The sequence below is a fragment of the Acidovorax sp. AC410 genome (assembly GCF_979253235.1).
Genome location: NZ_CEEDCG010000001.1, coordinates 5,185,494 through 5,206,145, shown reverse-complemented (window position 1 = coordinate 5,206,145; position 20,652 = coordinate 5,185,494). Strand labels below are relative to the sequence as shown.

Sequence of the window (20,652 nt, the reverse complement as noted above, 5' to 3'; positions counted from 1 at the left end):
GATGAACTCAAAAAATCCGTTGCAGCCCCCAGAAGCCCGGCGGCGTGGTTTCTGGGGTACTGCGCAGAGGGTGCGGCCAGCCTACTTGGGCAAAAGCACCCGGTCCACCGTATGCACCACGCCATTGCTGGCAAACACATCGGTGCCGGTGATGCGGCTGGTGCGCAGGCTCTGGTCGGTGATCACGAAGCTGGGGTTGACCGTGAAGCTCTGCCCCTGCACGGTGGCGATGGCGGTGTTGACGGGCACCTCGGCTTTCAGCACCCGTGCCGGCACCACATGGTAGGTGAGCACGCGGGTCAGCAAGGCGGTGTCGGCCAGCAATGCCTCCTTGGCCACGCCGAGTTCGGCCAGCAGCGCCGCAAAGGCGGCATTGGTGGGCGCGAACACGGTGAATGGGCCGGGGCCTTTCAGCGTGGCCACCAGGCCGGCGGCAGCGACCGCCTCGACCAGGATGCTGAAGTCGGGCACCGCCATGGCGGTGGCCACGATGTCCTTGTCCGCCGGCAGCAGCACGCGGTCCACCAGGTGCACCACGCCGTTGCTGGCCTGGATGTCGGTGCTGGTGATGGTGGTGACGCGGTTGCGGCCATCGGTGATCTTGAGGCCGTTGGCAGACTCGATCTTGAAGAAGCCGCCCGACACCGGGGTGATGGCCTTGCCCAGAGGCACATCGGCGCGCACCACCCGGCTGCCCAGCACATGGTAGGTGAGCACGGCGGTGAGCAGGGGCTTGTTGGCCAGCAGCGCCTCTTTGCTCAGGCCCAGCTCGGACAGCAGCGCGGCGAAGGCCGCGTTGGTGGGGGCAAACACGGTGAGGCTGCCCGTGCTCAGCGTGGGCGCCAACCCCGCGGCCACCACGGCCTCGACCAGGATGCTCAGCTCCGGGGTGTTCTGCGCCAATTCGACGATGTTGCGCTGGGGTTCGTCGTCGCTGCCCCCGCAGGCCTGGAGCACGCTGGTGCTGGCACCCAGGGCGGCGGCCAGAAGGACGGTACGGCGGTTGAATGCAGTGTTCATGGGAATCTCTCCTCGCTGTCAGACAGTGGATGAAAAGAGAGGGGGCCTGCCGGGCAGGCCCCCTTGAATCTGCGCCACCCGGCAGCTTTGCACGGGCAGGCGCGCAAACCGTGGGCTGCTTACTTGGGCATCAGCACCGTGTCGATGGCATGGATGACGCCATTGCTGGCGGCGACGTCGGTAGCGATGACCTTGGACTGGTCGACCATCACGCCCATGTTGGTGGAAACGGTGATCTCCTGGCCCTGCACCGTCTTGACCTTGCCGGCCTTGACGTCCTTGGCCATGACCTTGCCGGGCACCACGTGGTAGGTGAGCACCTTGGTGAGTGCGGCCTTGTCCTTGAGCAGGCCGTCGAGCGTGGCCTTGGGGATCTTGGCAAACGCTTCATCGGTGGGCGCAAACACGGTGAACGGGCCGGGGCCCTTGAGCGTGTCCACCAGGCCGGCGGCCTGCACGGCAGCCACCAGGGTCTTGAAGTTACCGGCCTTCACGGCGGTGTCGACGATGTCTTGCGCCATTGCGCTGAAGGTGGCGCCTGCGGTCAGGGCCAGGGCAACCAGGGTCTTTTTCATGATTTCAGTCCTCAATCCAGGGATGGAACTCACGCGCCAAGATGGGCGCGACCGGATTGTATGACCGTTTGGTAATTATTTCTACCACTTAGTTTTATTAAAACCCATTGGTTTCATCCGGTCACAAGGCGCCCTTTCAATGCACGCCAAAGATCAGCGATTGATGCGTGGCCGCGCCCGCCATCGTGCCGTCGCCCACCACCAGCGGCAGCGATCCGCCCTGGCGCGCCGCGTCGCCGCAGGCATACACGCCGGGCACGGTGGTGGCCTTCATGGCGTCGGTCTTGATGGTGCGGCCCAGGGGCCCGTCTTCGAACTCGCAACCCAGCGCCTGGGCAATGGGGCTGGCCACCTCCACGCGGGTCAGGGTGAACAGGCCGTCTTGCGGGATCACGCGGCCGTCACGCATCACGATGTCCATGGCGCCTTCGATGCGGTCGATGAGCCCCCGCTCCAGCGCCACGCCGCGCGCCTGCAGCTGCGCCAACTGGTCGGCATCGGGCTCGAAGGCGCCGTTCAGGAAGAAGGTGGCCTGGCCCCAGTCGGGCAGCATCAGCGCGACATGCATGGAAAAGGGCGACACGCCCAGGGCGCCGATGCGGCCTTGGTTGAGCTCGTAGCCATGGCAGTACGGGCAGTGGAACACATGGCGTCCCCAGCGCTCGGCCAGGCCGGGCACCTCGGGCAGGTGGTCGATGACGCCGGTGGCCAACACCAGGCGGCGGGCTTCGATGGCCTCCACAGCGCCATCGACCTCGACGCGAAAGCCCTGCCCTGCCCGCTCGGCCGTGGTCACCTGGCCTTCCCGCCACTGCACCGTGGGGTAGGCCAATAGCTGCGCACGCCCCTGGGCCGCGATGTCGGCCGCGGGCGTGCCGTCCTGCGTGAGAAAGCCGTGCGAATGCTCGGCAAAGCGGTTGCGGCGCTGGCCCCCGTCCACGACCAGGATGCGGCGGCGCGCCCGCGCCAGTTGGGTTGCGGCGGCCAGGCCGGCATAGCTGCCGCCGATCACGATGGCGTCGTAGTGCATGTTGGGCTCCTTTTGAATCATGATACTTTTGAAGTTTCATGATAAAGGCACAAAGCATTTCATGCAACTTACAATGATTCAAGAAGCCTCCCCCAAGCGGCTCACAACACTCAGCGAAGCGGCTCCAGCCAGGCGCTACACGGCAGACTTCCTGCAGGCAGTACGAGCAGTACGACAAGACGCAGCAACGACGCCAGAAGAGTGTTTTGAGGCGCTCCATCCAAGGACCAAAACCTCATGCGCAGTGACAGCCGGCTTTCGCGAATGCTCCATGTGCTGCTGCACATGGCGCGGCACGACGCGCCCTTCACCTCCGAGCAGATCGCCGCCATGCTGCAGACCAACCCCGTGGTGGTGCGCCGCACGATGGCGGGCCTGCGCGATGCGGGCTATGTGCGCTCAGAAAAAGGCCATGGCGGTGGCTGGACCATTGCCTGCGACCTGGCGAAGGTGACGCTGCTCGACATCCACAATGCCGTGGGCGGGCCGCACCTGTTTGCCATCGGCAACGGCAGCGACAACCCCGAATGCGCGGTGGAGCGCGTGGTCAATGCCGCCCTGGACGACGCCCTGCGCCAGGCCGAGGCGCTGCTGATCGCGCGGCTGGGGTCGATTGCGCTGGCCGACCTGGCAAAGCAGTTCGATGCGGAGTGCGTGGCCAAGGGGTGGACGGGGCATGGGGCTGCGGGGCACTGAAGCCTGGACTCGTCGGCGACGATGGAGTTGCTGGCGGGCCGTGGGCACCTTGCCGAGAGCGCAACGGCGGCCGACGCAACAGGCGCCCTGCAGTGGCATCGCACCAGCCACTGGTAAAAAAACGTGTCTTTCCAGACGCCTCATGTCGATTGGGCGTACTGTCGTTCGTCGTGTGTTGACGGGGTGCCCACAGGCGGGCACGCCGGATGGTCGTCAACCCAACAGGAGTCAAGACATGTCTTATATCGACGGTTTCGTGATTGCAGTGCCCACGGCCAACAAGCAGAAGTTCATCGAGCACGCGCGCAAGCTCGACCCGATCTTCATCGAGCTGGGCGCCATCCGGGTGATCGAGGGTTGGGGCGATGACGTGCCCGACGGCAAGGTCACCGATTTCCGCCGCGCGGTGCAGGCCACGGCCGAGGAAACGGTCGCCTTTTCGTGGGTTGAATGGCCGGACAAGGCCACCCGCGACGCGGGCATGAAGAAAATGATGGAAGACCCGCGCATGGATCCGTCTGCACCCGGCAACCCGCCCATGCCCTTCGACGGCAAACGCATGATCTTCGGCGGCTTTGAACAGGTGGTCGAGGTGAAGGCTTGAGCAGACGTTGACGTTGACGTTGCACAGCGCGCGCCCGCTCACCTGTGCAATTGGCGGGCTGGCGGTGGCAAGGTCCGGAAGCCACTTGGACACCCCCAGCGTGATGCGCTACGCATGCCGTCGAGGACTCCTGGTGTGCTGATGTAGTCGCGAGGGACTCGTTTCCGCATTCTGCAACTGCTTTTGGGGCTGCCAAGGGCGCCATTCAGCCGCCGCTACCATGACGGAAACCAGCCAGGATCGACCGGTGGCATCAGCTGAAAGCGGACGCCCAATGTCGCAGGCCATCAGTACTCCGCAAAAGCCGCGCAGCGGTAATCGAATACTGTGTGTTGTCTGTGTGGAATCACTTGATAGGTGTCATGGCGCCACCGTCCGGGTGTGTACTTTGAAATTTTCGTCGATATAAACACCGGTGTCTGGCGCGCTGCTGCCTCCGCAATCAAAACCTTGCAACCTGAATATTGTCGAATTCTCGAACTGCGCCTTGATCTCCTTGTGCTTGCCGGAGCGGCGCGAGTACTCCATAATTTTTTCACCCCCGTCAGCTGTAGTGCTCCGCTTGATGTAGCTCTTACCTAAGTGACGAGAGTATCGGACTACTTTCGTCAAGTAGTTGACGCTGACACTGTAGCTGGAATTTTCATCGTATCCAACGGAAAGCTCCTCCATACCGACAAGCTCAAAATCACTGATTTTTGCGTTATATCGAAACTTTCGGGTAACGCTTTCCGATCGAGAAGCATCGGCATAGCTGACTGCTTGGACAGTCAGCGTATTTTTTTCCATGCTTATGTTGTAAAACTTGTCAGGTTCGCAGAATTGGCCGGATACGGAAATTGGTTTGTAACCACCATCCAGTGCGCCCGAAAAAACCACCAGCCTTTCCTCCTGCCGCCCTTCTTTACCCCCAGAAAGAACAACGATGGCCGCATAGTCGTTAACGCCATCCCCATTCATATCACCCTCATTACCATCCCGGATGCTGAACTGATTATCAGGGAACACCGCACCTATGGCCGCATGAATTCGGCCGGATTTTTCGACCGCATCATGGGCGGTAGCAGTGCTTGAAGCACAAACAGACAGTACGAGTGCAGCGCACCAAGGAAAATTTTTCATACAAGGCCCAATGCAATTCCTCATGCAGACTTCCGCACAGGCTGGATCGGATTTTTACGGGCACTGGCTCCGCCTCAGCCGATCGCTGCCATCGTAGCAGCGGCTGTAGTGGGCCCAGAGCAGCCCACTGACAAAGGTATCTGACTCGCCAGTCGCACCGTGCTCCCTACCCGCCCCGCGGCGTATGCACCGCCATCAGCTCCACGATCCAGTCGATGAACACGCGCAGCTGCTTGCTCACATAGCGGTTGGGCGGATAGGCCACATACAGCGACAACCCCGAATGCGCGGTGGATCGCGTGGTCAATGCAGCCCTGGACGACGCCCTGCGCCAGGCCGAGGCGTTGCTGATTGATCGGCTGGGGTCGATTGCGCTGGCCGACCTGGCAAAGCAGTTCGATGCGGAGTGTCTGGCCAAGGGGTGGACAGGACATGAGGCTGCGGGGCACTGAGGGGCCGGGCTGGGGACGAGGATGGAGTCGAGCCGGCTATCGTCCGCCGCTTTGGCCATTGTGCAAGTGCAATGCCGCCCCAGGAACATCGGGCAGGCTGCTTGTCCTCCCGATCCCAATGCATTTCAGCATCAGAGTTCCAGTACGAGCAGCGGCGTGTACGCCCTGGAGCAGCACGGAGTGAACTGGTCGTTGGCAGCCCTTTCGGCTTCGGTCAAAAAGCTGTCGCAATGATCGGGCACGCCCTGGAGCACCCGTGTCAGGCAGGTACCGCACACGCCGGACTCGCAAGAGTAAGGCACGTCGATGCCGCAGGCCACAAGCACTTCAAGCACGCTCTTGCCGGCTGGCACCTGCAGGGTCTGCCCGGAACGGGCCAGCCGCACATTGAAGCTGCCGTCCGCCTCTGTTGCGGTGGCACTGCCGGCAAAGAATTCGCGGCGCAGTTGCGCTTCGGGCCAGCCATGGCGGCGCGCGGTATCGAGCACATGGTCCATGAAACCGGCAGGGCCGCACACATACAGGTGCGTGCCGGGCTCGGGGCGGGCGAGCAGGCCGTCCGCATCGAAGCGCTGGGTCTCGGCCCCGTCGTCGGCATGCACCTGCACCTGCCCGGAAAACGGTGCCTGGGCCATCTCATCCACGAAGGCCATGCGCGCCGGCGCCCTGCCGCAGTAGTGCAGATCAAAGCCGCCGCCTGCCGCGTGCAACGCCTGTGCCATGGCCCAGATGGGGGTGATGCCGATGCCTCCCGCCAGCAGCAGGCTGCGGCGTGCACCGGGCACCAGTTCGAAGTGGTTGCGCGGCGCACTGATGGAGAGCGCCTGCCCCACCTGCACCTGCTCGTGCATGCCGGCCGAGCCACCGCGCGAGGCCGGTTCGCGCAGCACGGCAATGCGGTAGTGGTCGCGCGTGTCCGGGTGGTTGCACAGCGAGTACTGGCGCACCAGGCCCGGGGCAACGTGTACGTCGATGTGCGCACCGGCCGTGAAGGCCGGCAGGGCCAGCCCCTCGGGATGTACCAGCTCGAAGCTGCAGATGCCCTCGGCTTGCACCCGCCGGCTGCGGACCAGAACCTGCAATCCATTCATGGCGGGCAAGCCGTGCGAAAGAGTGGTTGGGTGGCGCGTCGGACGTTCATTGGCTGCCACCATGGTCACGCTGCGACAGCCGTCGAAGGCTGTGGTGATGGGGCGGCTTCTGCGGCGACCAGCTGTTTGAGGACTCGGCGAGCACGCACCGGGCCCCCATCGGTTGCGAGCATGACGGGCCCCAGCGAGTCCAGGTCGGTGGTTCCCATGTTGATCTGTACCGCCTCGATCATGGGCTTGTCCTGGGTGTCGAATGCCTTGCGCAGCGAGTCCAGCCGCAGCTTGTCCATTTCGGGGTCGCGCTGACCCCAGTTGCGCCCCTGGGCCCAGAAGTAGTGGGTGGTGAGCTCGGTCGCCGGCGTCATGAGATGGCAGCCCTGGCTCTCGTTCGCCTGCTCTCTTGGCTGTCCTTCGGGCAGAACGCCGACAGTGAGCTTCATCACGGCCGGCGCATCCCAGCGCACGTTCAACCAGCGCTGCACCTTCTGCTCACCGGCCTCGTACCACTTCTGCAGCACCGGCGGCAGTACTTCATTGCTGGTAAGACGGTTGGAATGCACCGTGTTCCCGGTCTGCAGAATTTCGGACTTCGCGCGCCGGACAGCGTCACTGCCGAGAAGGCCTGGATGCAGAAACTCGATGTGCCCCAGGTCCATGATGTTGTCGGTCATCAGCTCGTAGTGACCGTCTGCGAGTGTGTAGCCCTTGACGTTCTGGAACTGCGGGTCGCCGAGGAACTCGAACTCGGGGATCGATGCTGCGTCTGCCTTGTCGGCGTCACCCATCCAGATCCACAGCAGGTGGTAGCGCTCCTCCAGCGGGTAGGAGCGAACGAAGGCCTTGGCGGGAATCTGCCCATTTCCATGGGGATTGAGCGTACATGCGCCGCTGCAGTCAAAGCGCAGCCCATGGTAGGCACATTCGATCTCGTCCCCGACCAGCTTGCCCATGTGCAAGGGTGCGAACCGGTGGGGGCAACGGTCTTCAAGCGCAACCGCCTTGCCGTCACGGCGGCGGTACATGACAACGGGCTTGTCGATGATGCGCCGCGGCAGCATGGCGTCCGTGACCTCGTCTGCCCAGGCAGCGACGTACCAAACGTTCTTCAGGAATGCCATTTTTCTCTCTCCTTCATTCATTCCGCAGCCAGGTTCAAATCCTTGGTGAGCCTGGACCACCGGCCGTGCTCGGCGTCCAGAAACGCCCCCATCTGGTCCACCGTGCCCGCCCCCTCGGTCATGGGGCCGATGGCCAGCAGCCGTGCCGCCACCTCCGGGTCGCTCAGCACCGCGTCGAGGTCGCGGTTGAAGCGCTGAACGGCCACCGAAGGGGTGTTCGTGGGTGCGACGATGCCGATCCATCCGGCGTAGTCAAAACCTGGCAAGCTTTCCGAAATCGTCGGCACGCTCTCCCAGCCCGCAATGCGCTTGGCGGTGGTGACCGCGAGCGCGCGCAGCTTCCCGGCCTTGACCATCTGTGCGACCGATGGCACATCGCTGATCAGAACTTCCGTTTGACCACCCACCGTTCCGGTGACGCCGGCCCCCACCGAGACGTAGGGAACCGGGTTGACCTGAATGCCCAACTGGTTGCTGAGCAGGCGCGTCATGATCCCGCTGAATGTCTTGGGGCCTTCATTGGCGACCGTCAGGCGATCGGGGTTGGCCTTGGCAAAGGCGATCAAGTCCTGCAGTGTCTTCAATGAAGAGCTGGAATGGACGGTCACTGCGAAAGGCACCTTGCCCACCATTCCGACCGGTGTGAAGTCTCGCCGTGGGTCGTAGGGAAGGTTCTTGAACAGATACGCGTTCATGATCAACGCCGCAGCCGTCGCGAAGTAGAAGGTGTAGCCGTCGGCGGCTGAGCGCGCCGCCGCCTGTGCCCCAATCGCGTTCTGCCCACCCGGGCGGTTCTCGACCACGATGGGCTGGCCCCACTTGCGCGAGAGCTGGTCGCCAATCATGCGGGCCATGGAGTCGGCTCCAGATCCGGCAGGTTGAGAAAGCAGGAGCTTCACCGGTTTGTCCGGCCAGGCCTGGGCCTGCGCGGCCATGCCCCAGGTTGCGCAAATGGGTGCCAGGGCAGCGAGCGTGAATTCACGGCGGTTCATGTTGTCTCCAATCTCTTTGTTAGAAATGTCTCAAGCCCGGCCGTACCGAAGCACGATGCTGCTGCCCGCTTTGGCGCGCCCGTTCAAACGGTCGAGCAATTCACCCGTCGACAGGCCCGCAGGCAGCTGACCTGGGTCCAGGTCGGTCGCCGCCGCCGCCGTCCACCCCAGCATGGAGCGCATCTCGTCGATCAGCGACCCGATATCGCCCTCCGTCGGAGCCACACCGAACACGTAGTTGTCAGGACGAACAAGGGCTGCGACACAGCCGTGCCTGGACAGCCAGCCGGCGACCAGACCGTCCTGCTCCTGCACATGTCCCAGATGCACCGTCTCCAGCGCATCCCCGTGCGGATGGAATTCGACGCTGTCCTTGAGAACCAGGCGCCAGCCGTTTTGAAATCGTGCATCCATGCGCACGGCAGACCCGTCTACATCGAGCCAGGGCTGTGGGAACAACGTGCCACGCGCGGGATGCTCCTTTTCTGACAGGAACCCGGCTTCCAGTCCGGGCAGGATGTCCTGGCGTGGTGTGTCGCGCACCTGCCCACCGCAATCGGCGAGCAACTTCGCATCGCGGGCACGGGCACGTTCAACATCGCGTTCGCAGATGACGGCGCCCACGGACTTGATCCGGCTGGTGAGTTCGCGCACATGGGCTTTGCGCTCGGTACCGTAGCTGTCCAGCAACAGCTCTGCAGCCTGGCCCTGAACCTCACCGCGCGCGACAGCCGCCAGCTTCCAGCCCAGGTTCGCAGCATCCCGAATTCCCTGGCACATCCCCTGCCCCAGAAAAGGAGGCTGCATGTGTGCTGCGTCGCCTGCGAGGAACACGCGGCCATTGCGCCACCGGCTGGCTACGAGGGCATGGAAGCGGTAGCTGGCCTGGCGCCACAGCTCGCCGTCCTCGGGAGTGATCCATCGGGACAGAAGTTTCCAGGTCTCCTCGTCCTGGGCCACCGTCTTGGGGTCCTCGTCTGGCTTGAGGGAGATCTCCCAGCGGCGATGGTTCTTCGGCCCGATCACCAGCGTGCATGGCCGCTCGGGCTCGCAGTACTGCACGCTCACCGGCGGAAGCTTCTTCAAGCCCTTTTCGTTGAGCAGCACATCCACCACCAGCCAGGGCTCGTCAAAGTCCAGGTCGTCCAGCGCAATGTCCATCTGCGCCCTGACCTTGCTGGAGCCGCCATCGCAGCCGATGGCATACCGTGCATTCACTTCGTGGGTCGTCGCATCGGCATTGCCGATCTCGAGTGTCACTCCCGTGCTGCTTTGGCGGATGCTGCGCATCTCCACACCGAGTTCGACATCCACCGTGGCGAGCCCTTCGACCTTCGCCCTGAGAACCTTTTCCACCAGCGGCTGCGTGAACACGAGCGATGGGGTGTAGCCCTGCGGAAAGGGGGGGGCCACCATGGTCATGCGCCGGATGAGCTGTCCATCCACCCCATAGAACTCCGAGTTGGTGAAAGGCTCGGTGAATGGCATCACCGCGTCGACCACGCCGAGCTGCTGGAACACACGCATGACCTCGTGGTCGAGCGCAATCGCCCGCGGGATCTGGTAGACCCCGTGGAGGCGGTCGCAAACGTACACGCGCAGTCCCGCCTGGCCCAGCAGGCCGGCGGCGACCTGGCCTGCCGGTCCATACCCCACGATGGCGACGTCGTAAGCGGGCTTGCTCATGGGGCCTCGGCCGCGATGGGATTGGACAGCGTTCCGATCCGCTCGATCTCCACCTCGTAGGTGTCGCCGGCCTTCATCCAGACGGGGGGCGTGCGGGCCTGGCCCACCCCGGCAGGGGTGCCCATGACGATGACGTCGCCGGGCTCCAGCGTGAGCACTTGCGCCAGCAGCTCGATGGTCTCCGTGACGCTGAAAATCATGTCGTCGGTGTTGGCGTCCTGCATCACCTGGCCGTTGAGCCGCCCTTGAATGCGCAGGCCGGTCGCTCCAGGGGGCAGTTCATCGGCCGTCACCAGGACAGGCCCGAAGCCGCCGGTCGCATCGAAGTTCTTGCCGATGGTCCACTGCGGCGTGCGCTTTTGGTAGTCGCGCACGCTCATGTCGTTGAAGCAGGTGTAGCCAAACACGTAGCGCAGCGCGTCCGCCTGTTGGGTGTGCCTGGGCACACGGCGGCCGATCACAAGTGCCAGCTCCGCTTCGTAGTCGAAGCGGTCGGAGACTTTGGGCACGACACCCGCGTCTCCATGCGCGATCAGCGAGGACGCGCCCCGAAAGAAGAACCAGGGGTACTCAGGTTTGTCCCGTCCGCCTTCCTTGGCATGGTCGAAGTAGTTGAGGCCGAGGCAAATGGTTTTGCCTGGCTCGGGCACCAGCGGGGCGAGCCGGGCTTCTGACAAAGGGATCCGGGGCGACGCGCCCGCGATGGCCTGCGCCGCGGCTGCGTGCAGATCTGCGCCCTGGCGCAGTGCTTCCCTTAGATCGGGGGGCACGCCAGGTTGGGCCGAGTTCAGGTCGATCAGCTGGTCGCCATCGACGACGGCCAGGCGCGGGGTGTCGTTGAGCAGGTAGGTGGTGAAACGCATGGAGAGGTCTTTTCAGGTTGGAAATTCGGTGGGGGAAAACGTGACAAGGCGCTGGGCCTCTTTCAATCGCGCGCTCGGCGGTGCAGAGATGCCCCATTGATCGACACGCCCGGGCGGCCAGGTCCAGTCGGCCGGCCCGCCGGGCTGGTAGCTGCCATCGATCTGCTCGACATCCGCCGTGTACTCGATGACGATGCCGAACGGATCGACGAAGTAGTTGAATGCGTTGTCGCCCGGGCCGTGGCGACCGGGGCCCCATTCGATGGAGTGGCCTGCATCCTTCATGCGGCCACCTCCGCGCATGACACAGTTCAGCGTGGGCATCACAAAGGCGATGTGGTTGAGCGCGCTGTTGTCCGAGTCCCCAATGGCAAGCGTGTGGTGGTCGGTATCGCAGTTCATGAAGGCCATGATCCGGGTGCGGTCCGCAAGAACGAACCCCAGCGCCTCTTCCATGAAGCGTTGCGTGGCAGGCAGGTCGCTGCTGTTGAGCACGGCATGCGCAAGGCGTACCGGCTGGTCCAGAGGTGCGGGATCGGGTGGCTGCCGCTGCGCATCGCCGCAGACGACCTCATAGCGCCGGCCAGCGGGATCGCGCAGAACGAGGCGCTTGCCTCCGGCCGGATCCTGGGCTGCGGCGATTTCTCGCTCCAGATGGCCGCCAGCCGCAGTGGCCGCCCGTGCGACGGCGTTCAGTGCGTCCTCGCTGCGGGCGCGCAGGCTGACCTTGAGAATTTTCGGGCTGCCGCTGGCCTCATGCAGTGCCAGCAGGTGGTGGTCGTTGCCACTGCCGCGCAGATAGACAACGCCTGCGCTGCGGTCCGCCACTTCGAGCCGCCAGACCTCGGTGTAGAAGCGCTCAGCCTCGCTCAGGCTGGGGACGGTCAGCGCAATACTGCGCAGCCCCGCGATCCAGGGGGATTTCATGAAGTCTCCTTGTGTAGTGATGGGCCCAGGCCCAGGAAGCGGCGGGCGTTGCCGTGGGTGATGGCATGCCGGGTTGCGTCGTCAAGGCCCGCCTCGGCCAGGCGCTGCAGTGGCTGCCGTTCGTGGAAGTTGAAGGGGTAGTCGGTCCCTACCATCAAGGCATCGGGCCCGAAGGTGTGCAGCAGGTGGCGCAGCATCGCGTCGTCGAACACCAGCGTGTCGTAGAAGAGGCGGCGCACAGTCGCAACAGGTGGCTCGAGCATGGCCTCGCGCAATGCGGGAAACACATGCCAGCCCTGCTGCAGCCGCGGCAGCAGCGATGCCAGGGTGCCCCCGCCGTGGCTGAACGCAATGCGCAGGTTCGGGTGCCTTGCCATCAGCCCACCGGTCACCACGGAGGCGGCTGCGAGCCCAACGTCACCGGGGTAGGCCAGCACCTGCTGCAAGGCGGCGGGCCCTACGAGTCGGTCCATGCCGGCAGGGCGAACCGCATGCACGAAAACAGCCGCTCCGAGCTCTTCGCAGGCCGCAAAGAAGGGGTCGAACAGGGGAGCGCCGACAGCCGTGCCATTGATGTTGCTGCCGATCTCGACCGCCGGCATGCGCAGCACGCGCACGGCATGCTCGAGTTCGCGGATCGCAAGGTCGATGTCCCGCAAGGGCACCACGCCCATGCCCGCCAGTCGGCCGCTGCTGGCGTCGACCATCGCTGCCGTCTGGTCATTGAGGTAGCGGCACAGCTGCTGACCGGCCGCGGCATCCATCCAGTACGAGAACAGCTCGGGCATGGGAGAGATCACCTGGAGCTCCAGGCCCATGGACAGCATGTCCTCCAGCCTGTGGGGAACGCTCCAGCAACGCTCGGACACGGTGCGGTAGACCTTGCCGGAGATCATCACGTGGCGGTGGCACGCGTGGGCAGGCGCCATCGACGGCCAGTCCGCGGGCAGGCGGTTTCCGATGTAGGCGGGAAAGTTTTCCGGGACCATGTGGGCGTGCATGTCGATGCCGCAGCCACACATTCCGGCTCGTTGATTCGTGGTCAATTTTTTGTCTCCGATGCGGATGTTAGGAATCGGAGAAACTTCTGTACAGACGATCTGACGGATAACTAAAATCGGTTCCATGGATATCCGCTCAGTCGATCTCAACCTGCTTGTCATCTTCGATGCGATGGCAAGATTGCGCAGCGTCAACAGGACTGCGGAAGCCGTCGGCCTGAGCCAGCCCGCGACCAGCGGGGCACTGTCCCGCCTGAAAATTCTGTTCGACGATCCGCTGTTCATCCGCACCGGCGGCCAGATGGAGCCGACACCGCGCGCGCTTGAATTGGCGCCGGTCGTACACCAGGTGGTGCAAACCATCCAGTCGGAAATCCTCCAGCAGGTGGGTTTCAACCCGGCCCGGGCAGACCGCAGCTTCACGGTCCTCATGCCGGACATCGGAGAGGTTGCCTTTCTGCCTGGCGTGCTCAAGCGTTTGCGCCAGGAAGCGCCCCATGTGCGCCTGCATGCCGTGTCGAAGCCGCGCAGTGCTGCGGCCGCTGCGCTGGAGAGCGGCGAGGCGGAGCTGGCGGTGGGCTACTTTCCCGATCTGCAGCGGGCCAACTACTTTCAGCAGGCCCTGTTCAACACGTCATATGTCTGCATCGCCTGTGCCGAGAACGCGCAGGTGGCGGGCCGAATGGGCATCAAGCAGTACCTGTCGGCCAGGCACATCGTGGTGCGCCCTGACGGTCGGGAGCACATGCTGGACAGCTACCTGGTTCAAAAGGGATGGAATCGCCATGTCATCCTGGAGCTGTCGCACTTCATGAGTCTGATCTCCCTGCTTCCCGGGAGCGACCTCATCGCCACGGTGCCGCAGGACATCGCGACCGTCGTGGGCCGCCATGTTCCGCTCAAGCACATCCGGCTGCCCTTTGCCACGCCGGAAATCCAGGTGCAGCAGCATTGGCACCGGCGGACGCACAACGACCTCGCCAACCGGTGGCTTCGAGGTCTGTTCTTCGAAGTCAACCGACGCGAGGCCGGAAAGGGCCTGGACGCCTGAGCGCTTCAGTCGCAGGCGTAACCTGCGGCCTGAACACCTGCCGCGCAGATGATCTCGTCCTCATCTCCTGTACCGCCGCTGGCCCCCACGGCGCCCAGCACGCGGCCAGTGCCGTCCTTGATCAGCACCGCGCCGGTCTGTGGAAGAAAGCGACCCTGGGCCGCAGCCGCCAGCGAGACGAAGAAGTTGGGGTTGTCCTTGGCGCGCTGACCGAGCACCCGGCTGGAGACGCCCATCCCGACCGCTCCCCAGGCCTTTGCCATTGCGACATCGAAGCGGAACATGCTGGCGTCGTCCTCCCTTGCGAATGCGACCAGGTTCCCGCCCTCGTCGATGACCGCCACCCCCATGGGCTTGTAGCCAGCCTCGCGCGCTTTCGCCAGCGCTACCGTGATGATGTGTTGCGCCTTTTCCAGTGTCAATTTCGACATTCAATCCTCCGGAGTAAAACCTGTTGACTTGACCATGCGCCCCCAATACTCGTGGTCCTTCTTCGTGAGCGCGGTGAGGGACTGCATGGATCCGCCCAACGGCTCCAGTGCGTTGCGCTGAAAGACCTCTGCCATCGCCGCGGTCTTGATCTGTTCATTGACAACTGCGTTCAGGGCCGCCATCTTGGCAACCGGCGTGGCGGCCGGGGCAAACCAGCCCAGCCACTCGACAAACGCAATGTCCTTGTACCCGAGCTCATGCAGCGTCGGCGTATCGGGGAGCGCCTTCCATCGCGTGGGGCTGGTCACCGCGAGGATTCGCAGCTTTCCCGAAGCCGCGTGGGGAAGCACTTCGCTGACGACATTGAAACTGACGGGCACCTGCCCACCCAGCAGGTCGGTGAGCAGGGGGCCACCGCCTTTGTAGGGGATGACGTTCATCGACAGGCCGGCGTCCCGGGACAGCAGCATGCCGGCCATGTGCAACGAGGTTCCCGTGGACGGAACACCATAGTTGGCCTGGCTCGGGTTGGCCTTGGCCCAGGCGACGTAGTCGGCCACAGTCTTGATATGGGCAGGCAAGCCTGGCCCTGCCGTGAAGGCGAAGGTGAAGTTGCACAGGCCCGCCACCGCGACGAAGTCACCCAGCGGGTCATAGTTGAGCTTCTTGAACACGTGCGGGTGCAAGGTCAGCACCCCACCCGGGCATTGGAGCAGGTTCGAACCATCGGGTACCGCGCGCTTGACGAACTCTGCGGCGATGCGCCCCCCCGCGCCCGGCTTGGTGTCGTAGACCAGGTTCTGCGGGTACTTTCCCCGCAGTTGCTCCATGAGGGGCCGACTCACCTGGTCACCCAGCCCCCCCGATGGGAAGCCCGACCAGACCACGGTGTTGCCGGAGTTCTGGCTCCAGGCGGGAAAGCCTGCGCTCGCCAGCGCACCAGCTCCCAGGAATGTTCTGCGTTGCATGTTGTCTCCTTCTGTTGATTTTTTTGTCACCGACAGGCGCTTGATCGCCCCGGTTGCTCACGCACGGTGGTCAGGGGCCCCTGGTTCGCGTGAGCGATTGAAAGCCGTACTTGTTCATGCTCACAAACTGCCCAACGGCCGGGTGTGGCAGAAACCGGGTGCGGCAGTCCAGAACCGCCGGCAGGCCAGAGGCCCGAGCGCGCTCCATGGCTGCGGCGACCTCTTCAGGCCGGGTCACCACCTCGCCATGGCAACCGAAGCCGCGCGCTATGGCGGCGTAATCGGTGTCTTCCAGCGCCGTGCCCATCTCGAAGTCCAGGCCCATCTTCTGCCCCATGCGGATCACGCCCCACGCAGCGTTGTTGTGGATCACGGTGATCACTGGCAGCCGGTAGCGCCGGGCCGTATCGAGTTCGTTCAGCGTGAATCCAAATGCGCCATCCCCCGTGATGTTGAAGACCGGCCTGGAGGGAAACTGACTTTGCAGTGCGATGGCGGCGGGCAGGCCGAATCCGAGGTGGCTCATGCCCGGTTCATGGAATCGGGTACGCACCTCATGGGCGGGCGTGAAGTCATTGCTCCAGAAGGTGGTGTGGCCGCCATCGAAAACGGCGAGCGAATCTGCGGGCATTGCTTCGCCAATGGCTTTGGCAAGAGCAGCCGGGTGCATCACCTCCCCCCGTCCCCCGCCAACTCGTCCAGCTTGCGCTCGTAGTCACGGCGCACGCTGCGGACACTGCCGAGCCAGCCAGGCTCTGTGGAAACCTCGGTCCCCAGGGCTGTGAGGATGTCGCGCAATGCCTCTCCTGCGTCGGCCTGCATGGCGACCTCGTGCGCAACGGCATGTCCGAGCGCACCGGGATCGATGTTGATGTTGATGACGCGGTGGTGCCTTCGCGCCAATGCACCATGCTCATCCCACATCCAGGACGACCAGCGGCACCCGACGCTGATGATCGTGTCTGCCTGCTCGAAGGCCTGCTTGACGGCGGAGCCAGCGATGATGCCACCATGGCCAATGAAACTCTCGCTGCCGGAAGGAATGAGCCCGAGGGCCATCTGGGTGGGTAGCGCAGGTGCCCGCAAGCGCTGTGCCAGGGCTCGGAACTCCTGTTGCGCGCCTGCAGCCACTACGCCGCCACCGCCCACCAGCAAGGGCCGCTTTGCGGTGCGCAGCAGCTGCACTGCGTCGGCAACGGCCTGCTCGTTCGGTCGGGGGCCTTCGACCACCCGGTAACGCCGTGGCGCAAGATCGAACTCGTCTGCTGCGAAGGAATGCACCTCGGCAAGCACGTCCTGGGGGATGTCCAGATGCACCGGGCCGGGTCGGCCGCTGAGCGCTTCCCGGATCGCACGCCGCGCCAACTCCGGGATGCGGCGCGCATCGTTCACCACGGCATTCCATTTCGTGAGCGGGGCTGCCACTGCGCGGGTGTCCATGTCCATGAAGACACCGCAGTGGGGGTAGGAGGATGCGCGGTGTTGGTTGGTGGTGATCGCCAGCAACGGGATGTTGTTGTTGAACGCCACGCCCAGGCCGGACACCAGGTTGAGCCCCCCGGGTCCGAGCTCTCCGACAGCCACTGCGAGCTGGCCAGTGCCCGCATGCGCGGCGGCGGCCATCATCGGGCCCGCCGCCTCATGGCGAACGCCTATGAAGCGCAGGGACGGCTCGCGACTGAGGGCGTGAAACAGGGGCGACAGTTTGCCACCAACGATGCCGAATACGGAGTTCACGCCTTCGGCTTTGAGGACTTTGACCAGCGCCTGCGCGCCGGAGACCTCGATCGTTGCAGCCCGCTGGCCATCTGGTGCAATTGCGCTTGGTGGTGAAGGATTCTTTGTCATGCTGTGTGTGCCGGTGCAGTGGCGCAATGTTGCGCGCACAGCCCACAAAGATCGATGGACGAATAGGGCAACTTCCTGTACTTTTCCGGGATCTGTTGCATGCACCAACCCATGAAAGTCCCACCACTGCTATTGGTTCCGTACCAGGAAGTTCGCCACAACCAGCCGGACGACTGCCTCCACTACGAGTCGGTGGCGATCAGAGGTGTGGAGATGAATTGGACGATTCCGGCCCACCGGCATGACGCGCTCTACCAGTTCCAGCTTCTCGAAAGGGGAAGCGTCTCGGGGAGCATTGATGGGCAGGTGTTCGAGGTGGAGGGGCCGGCTCTCCTGATGCTTGCCCCAGGATCCGTCCACGGATTCACCTACACGACCGAGTCGGTCGGTCACCAAATCACCATTCCAGAGCGGACACTCTTGAACCTGCTCGGGCTTTCGGACCTGGCCGAGAAGTACCTCAACACGTCGTTCCTGGTCCCGCTTTCGTCCAACACCACGCAACTCAAGCGCCTGTTTGACGAGGTCTGTTCCGAATACACCAGCAAGGAACTGGGGCGGGCGCAAAATCTCCTGTGCCTGGCTTCCATGATCGCGGTGCAGTTGGTTCGCATCCAAAGAGAGCAAAGTGCGCGCACCTCGTCGACCGGAATTCGTGATGCGCTGGCCCAAAGGTTCCTGGCCCTGGTGGAGGTCCATTTCACCGAGCATCGGAGCGTGGGCTTCTATGCAGAGCATCTTCAAGTGTCTGCCGACCATCTGAGCAAAACCTGCAAGCACCTGCTGCGCAGGCCGGCGCAAAACATTCTCAATGACAGGCTCATGCTGGAAGCACGGCGCCTTCTGGCCTACACCGCAATGCCTGTAGCCCAGATATCGGAACAGATCGGGTTCACGGATTCAGCCTACTTCACACGGTCTTTTGGCCGGTCCATGGGCCTTTCCCCTTCAAGTTATCGCGCCTCGATAGCGCAGGGAGTGCGCGTCCCCGATGTTTGAGGTGGCGGACTCACCGCTCGCACATGCCCACTACCCGCCCCGCGGCGCATGCACCGCCATCAACTCCACGATCCAGTCGATGAACACGCGCAGCTGCTTGCTCACATAGCGGTTGGGCGGGTAGGCCACATACAGCGGCATGGCATCGATGCGCCAGTCCGTGAACAGCGGCACCAGTGCACCGCTGGCCACGTGTTGTCTGGCCATGTAGTGGGGCAGCCACAGCGCGCCCAGGCCGGACAGCCCTGCGGTGAGGTAGGTGTTGCCATCGTCGATGGCCAGCACATAGCGCCCGCCAACCTTGGCCGTCTCGCGGCCCTTGCGCATGGCATAGGGCAGGTCCCCGTCCCACCGGTAGCGCACGATGCGGTGGCGCGGGTCGCGCAGTTCATCGGGGTGCACGGGCGTGCCCGCCTGCGCCAGGTAAGCCGGCGCGGCATACACGCCCAGTTGCAGGTCGCCCACGTGGCGCGCGACCAGCCCTTGGTCCTTGATCTCGCCGCCGCGCACCACGCAATCGACGTTCTCACCCATCAGGTCGACCTTGCGGTCGCTGGCGCCCATGTCGAGCTGGATGTCAGGAAAGCGGGCATGGAAAGCGGGCAACGCCGGCACCAGAAGGATGTTGGCCAGGGGGCTCGGTACGTCCACGCGCAGCAGGCCGCGCGGGGCCGTGGGGGCACCGGGGAGGTTGCCTTCGATGTCTTCAAGCTCCGCCAGCAGGCGCAGCACCCGCTCGTAGTAGACGGCGCCGTCGGTGGTGACGTTGACCCGGCGGGTCGTGCGGTGCAGCAGCTTGAGCTGCAGGCGCGCCTCCAGCTGCTGCACCAGCTGGGTCACCGTGGTGCGGCTCCAGCCCAGGTTGTCGGCGGCCTTGGTGAAGCTGCCCGACTCGACCACCCGCACGAAGGCCCGCATGCCGTCAAACCTGTCCACAGGGCTCTCCCAAAGATTGTCCTTATTTTACAAACAGTGATGCAGGAGTTGGTGGCTTTATCCAAACAATCGCCAGAGCTACAGTGACTGCACCCACCAACCCATGGAGCCCCCAATGAGCCCAAGCAAAGCCATTTTCCCCGCCGGTCGCCAGGATCTGTATGCCAACCACCGGTATTCGGCAGCCATCCAGTCCGGCGATCTGCTGTTCGTCTCTGGCCAGGTCGGCAGCCGCAGCGACGGCTCGCCCGAGCCCGACTTCGAAGCCCAGGTGCGCCTGGCCTTCGCCAACCTGCAAGCCACCCTCCAGGCCGGCGGCTGTACCCTCGACGACATCGTGGATGTGACCACCTTCCACACCGATCCGCAAAACCAGTTCGAGACGGTGCTGGCCGTGAAGAACGATGTCTTCCCCAGCGCGCCCTACCCCAACTGGACGGCGCTCGGGGTCACCTGGCTGGCAGGGTTCGACTTCGAGATCAAGGTGATCGCGCGGATTCCGGGTTGAAGGGCGGCCAAGGCAGGCAAGTCAAAGTGCCGGCCATTGCACAAAGCCGCCGGCCAGGGCATGCTGGCGCGCCGCTGCACGGCAGCGGTTCCAATCCAAGGGACACCATGACCACCTCGACCGGACGAACGCTGTTGCTCACCCTGTCTGCCACCACCGCTGCCCTGCTGGTGCAGGTGGCGGCCATCACTGCCACCCATGCGGCAGACCTGCCGCCAGTACCGCCACCGCCGCCGCCCGCACCCACGCGCCCCGCCAGCCAGCCGGCTGCGCAGGCACCGGTGCCGGCAGCGGACAAGCTGGCCCAGGCGCGCTACTTCACCCGGTCGCTGCAATGGTCTGCGGCGCTGGATGAACTCAAGCGCGTCAACGACACGGCCAGCGCCGATTGGCACAACCTGATGGGCTATACGCTGCGCCACGGCAAGCGGCCGGATCTGGCCGCGGCCGGCAGGCACTACGACGAGGCGCTGCGCATCGACCCGCGCCACCGCAACACGCTGGAGTATTCGGGCGAGCTGTACCTGGTGAAAGGGCAGCTCGGCAAGGCCCAGGCGCGCCTGGCCACGCTGTCGGGCGAATGCGGCGCCAGCGGCTGCCAGCAGCATGCACAACTGCACGCCGCCATTGAGCGCTACAAGGCGGCGGGCAACCGGTTCGTGCCGTCGACCTGGTAGGAAGGCAAAGACCGAACTGCCGGGAGGGCAGAAACACCGCCAGCAACAGCCCGCAT

Annotated in this window: 23 protein-coding genes and 1 pseudogene; 7 read left to right on the top strand and 17 right to left on the bottom strand. The window is 64.2% G+C overall.

What is annotated here, in order from left to right:
* Window positions 1-81: 81 nt before the first annotated feature.
* The 3 genes from AC0IZS_RS24125 to AC0IZS_RS24115 all read right to left on the bottom strand — a co-directional run bounded on the left by AC0IZS_RS24125 (window position 82) and on the right by AC0IZS_RS24115 (window position 2,625).
* The gene (locus AC0IZS_RS24125) at window positions 82-1,020 is read right to left on the bottom strand and encodes a fasciclin domain-containing protein (protein WP_471637976.1); all 939 of its coding nucleotides are present in this window, start codon (window positions 1,018-1,020) and stop codon (window positions 82-84) included.
* A gap of 119 nt (window positions 1,021-1,139) precedes the next feature.
* Window positions 1,140-1,595 carry a fasciclin domain-containing protein gene (locus tag AC0IZS_RS24120; RefSeq protein ID WP_057265383.1) on the bottom strand — a complete coding sequence of 152 codons (456 nt, stop codon included), beginning with the start codon at window positions 1,593-1,595 and terminating at the stop codon, window positions 1,140-1,142.
* A gap of 136 nt (window positions 1,596-1,731) precedes the next feature.
* Complete coding sequence (locus tag AC0IZS_RS24115; protein ID WP_471637975.1) at window positions 1,732-2,625, bottom strand: NAD(P)/FAD-dependent oxidoreductase; 894 nt, start codon at window positions 2,623-2,625, stop codon at window positions 1,732-1,734.
* A 237-nt stretch (window positions 2,626-2,862) separates the two neighbouring features.
* Here AC0IZS_RS24115 and AC0IZS_RS24110 point away from each other — a divergent pair, with 237 nt between their 5' ends.
* On the top strand, window positions 2,863-3,321 hold the full coding sequence (locus AC0IZS_RS24110; RefSeq protein WP_471637974.1) for an Rrf2 family transcriptional regulator: 459 nt from the start codon (window positions 2,863-2,865) through the stop codon (window positions 3,319-3,321).
* 235 nt (window positions 3,322-3,556) lie between these two features.
* Window positions 3,557-3,925 carry a DUF1428 domain-containing protein gene (locus AC0IZS_RS24105; RefSeq protein WP_057265395.1) on the top strand — a complete coding sequence of 123 codons (369 nt, stop codon included), beginning with the start codon at window positions 3,557-3,559 and terminating at the stop codon, window positions 3,923-3,925.
* 360 nt (window positions 3,926-4,285) lie between these two features.
* Here AC0IZS_RS24105 and AC0IZS_RS24100 read toward each other — a convergent pair whose 3' ends face one another.
* Together AC0IZS_RS24100 and AC0IZS_RS24095 are read right to left on the bottom strand one after the other, a co-directional pair.
* Window positions 4,286-5,047: a hypothetical protein gene (locus AC0IZS_RS24100; protein ID WP_471637973.1), complete on the bottom strand. Its 762-nt coding sequence runs from the start codon at window positions 5,045-5,047 to the stop codon at window positions 4,286-4,288.
* A gap of 166 nt (window positions 5,048-5,213) precedes the next feature.
* A pseudogene (locus AC0IZS_RS24095) lies at window positions 5,214-5,324 on the bottom strand (LysR family transcriptional regulator); the annotation flags it as partial.
* A gap of 22 nt (window positions 5,325-5,346) precedes the next feature.
* Between AC0IZS_RS24095 and AC0IZS_RS24090 the strand changes: the two are divergent.
* On the top strand, window positions 5,347-5,499 hold the full coding sequence (locus AC0IZS_RS24090; protein WP_471637972.1) for a hypothetical protein: 153 nt from the start codon (window positions 5,347-5,349) through the stop codon (window positions 5,497-5,499).
* Between the two features lie 131 nt (window positions 5,500-5,630).
* On the opposite strand, the gene AC0IZS_RS24085 is transcribed toward AC0IZS_RS24090, so the two are convergent.
* The 7 genes from AC0IZS_RS24085 to AC0IZS_RS24055 all read right to left on the bottom strand — a co-directional run bounded on the left by AC0IZS_RS24085 (window position 5,631) and on the right by AC0IZS_RS24055 (window position 13,177).
* A complete protein-coding gene (locus AC0IZS_RS24085; RefSeq protein WP_471637971.1) occupies window positions 5,631-6,590 on the bottom strand; it encodes a PDR/VanB family oxidoreductase in 960 nt (319 codons plus the stop codon).
* A gap of 65 nt (window positions 6,591-6,655) precedes the next feature.
* Window positions 6,656-7,708, bottom strand: a complete 1,053-nt coding sequence (locus AC0IZS_RS24080) for a Rieske 2Fe-2S domain-containing protein (protein ID WP_471637970.1) — start codon at window positions 7,706-7,708, stop codon at window positions 6,656-6,658.
* Window positions 7,709-7,725: 17 nt separating this feature from the next.
* Entirely contained in the window at window positions 7,726-8,700 is a 975-nt protein-coding gene (locus AC0IZS_RS24075) for a Bug family tripartite tricarboxylate transporter substrate binding protein (RefSeq protein WP_471637969.1), read from the bottom strand.
* A 30-nt stretch (window positions 8,701-8,730) separates the two neighbouring features.
* The gene (locus tag AC0IZS_RS24070) at window positions 8,731-10,386 is read right to left on the bottom strand and encodes a bifunctional 3-(3-hydroxy-phenyl)propionate/3-hydroxycinnamic acid hydroxylase (protein ID WP_471637968.1); all 1,656 of its coding nucleotides are present in this window, start codon (window positions 10,384-10,386) and stop codon (window positions 8,731-8,733) included.
* Window positions 10,383-11,249 carry a fumarylacetoacetate hydrolase family protein gene (locus AC0IZS_RS24065; RefSeq protein ID WP_471637967.1) on the bottom strand — a complete coding sequence of 289 codons (867 nt, stop codon included), beginning with the start codon at window positions 11,247-11,249 and terminating at the stop codon, window positions 10,383-10,385. Before AC0IZS_RS24065 ends, AC0IZS_RS24070 begins: the two co-directional genes overlap by 4 nt.
* A 12-nt stretch (window positions 11,250-11,261) precedes the next feature.
* Window positions 11,262-12,176: a VOC family protein gene (locus tag AC0IZS_RS24060; protein WP_471637966.1), complete on the bottom strand. Its 915-nt coding sequence runs from the start codon at window positions 12,174-12,176 to the stop codon at window positions 11,262-11,264.
* A complete protein-coding gene (locus tag AC0IZS_RS24055) occupies window positions 12,173-13,177 on the bottom strand; it encodes an amidohydrolase family protein (RefSeq protein ID WP_471637965.1) in 1,005 nt (334 codons plus the stop codon). Before AC0IZS_RS24055 ends, AC0IZS_RS24060 begins: the two co-directional genes overlap by 4 nt.
* A gap of 124 nt (window positions 13,178-13,301) precedes the next feature.
* Between AC0IZS_RS24055 and AC0IZS_RS24050 the strand changes: the two genes are divergently transcribed.
* Entirely contained in the window at window positions 13,302-14,228 is a 927-nt protein-coding gene (locus tag AC0IZS_RS24050; RefSeq protein ID WP_471637964.1) for a LysR family transcriptional regulator, read from the top strand.
* Window positions 14,229-14,233: 5 nt separating this feature from the next.
* Here the strand turns inward: AC0IZS_RS24050 and AC0IZS_RS24045 are convergent, their stop codons facing one another.
* From AC0IZS_RS24045 to AC0IZS_RS24030, 4 genes are all read right to left on the bottom strand, one after another.
* Complete coding sequence (locus tag AC0IZS_RS24045; protein ID WP_471637963.1) at window positions 14,234-14,659, bottom strand: GlcG/HbpS family heme-binding protein; 426 nt, start codon at window positions 14,657-14,659, stop codon at window positions 14,234-14,236.
* Window positions 14,660-15,628: a Bug family tripartite tricarboxylate transporter substrate binding protein gene (locus AC0IZS_RS24040; protein WP_471637962.1), complete on the bottom strand. Its 969-nt coding sequence runs from the start codon at window positions 15,626-15,628 to the stop codon at window positions 14,660-14,662.
* Window positions 15,629-15,698: 70 nt separating this feature from the next.
* Entirely contained in the window at window positions 15,699-16,259 is a 561-nt protein-coding gene (locus AC0IZS_RS24035) for a thiamine pyrophosphate-dependent enzyme (protein ID WP_471637961.1), read from the bottom strand.
* A 38-nt stretch (window positions 16,260-16,297) separates the two neighbouring features.
* Complete coding sequence (locus AC0IZS_RS24030; RefSeq protein WP_471637960.1) at window positions 16,298-17,476, bottom strand: thiamine pyrophosphate-binding protein; 1,179 nt, start codon at window positions 17,474-17,476, stop codon at window positions 16,298-16,300.
* A 111-nt stretch (window positions 17,477-17,587) separates the two neighbouring features.
* On the opposite strand from AC0IZS_RS24030, the gene AC0IZS_RS24025 reads away from it, so the two are divergent.
* Window positions 17,588-18,475 carry an AraC family transcriptional regulator gene (locus AC0IZS_RS24025; RefSeq protein ID WP_471637959.1) on the top strand — a complete coding sequence of 296 codons (888 nt, stop codon included), beginning with the start codon at window positions 17,588-17,590 and terminating at the stop codon, window positions 18,473-18,475.
* A 30-nt stretch (window positions 18,476-18,505) separates the two neighbouring features.
* Here AC0IZS_RS24025 and AC0IZS_RS24020 read toward each other — a convergent pair whose 3' ends face one another.
* A complete protein-coding gene (locus AC0IZS_RS24020; RefSeq protein ID WP_471637958.1) occupies window positions 18,506-19,411 on the bottom strand; it encodes a LysR family transcriptional regulator in 906 nt (301 codons plus the stop codon).
* Between the two features lie 115 nt (window positions 19,412-19,526).
* On the opposite strand from AC0IZS_RS24020, the gene AC0IZS_RS24015 reads away from it, so the two are divergent.
* Window positions 19,527-19,919: a RidA family protein gene (locus AC0IZS_RS24015; RefSeq protein WP_471637957.1), complete on the top strand. Its 393-nt coding sequence runs from the start codon at window positions 19,527-19,529 to the stop codon at window positions 19,917-19,919.
* A gap of 107 nt (window positions 19,920-20,026) precedes the next feature.
* Entirely contained in the window at window positions 20,027-20,596 is a 570-nt protein-coding gene (locus tag AC0IZS_RS24010) for a tetratricopeptide repeat protein (RefSeq protein ID WP_471637956.1), read from the top strand.
* Window positions 20,597-20,652 lie beyond the last annotated feature (56 nt).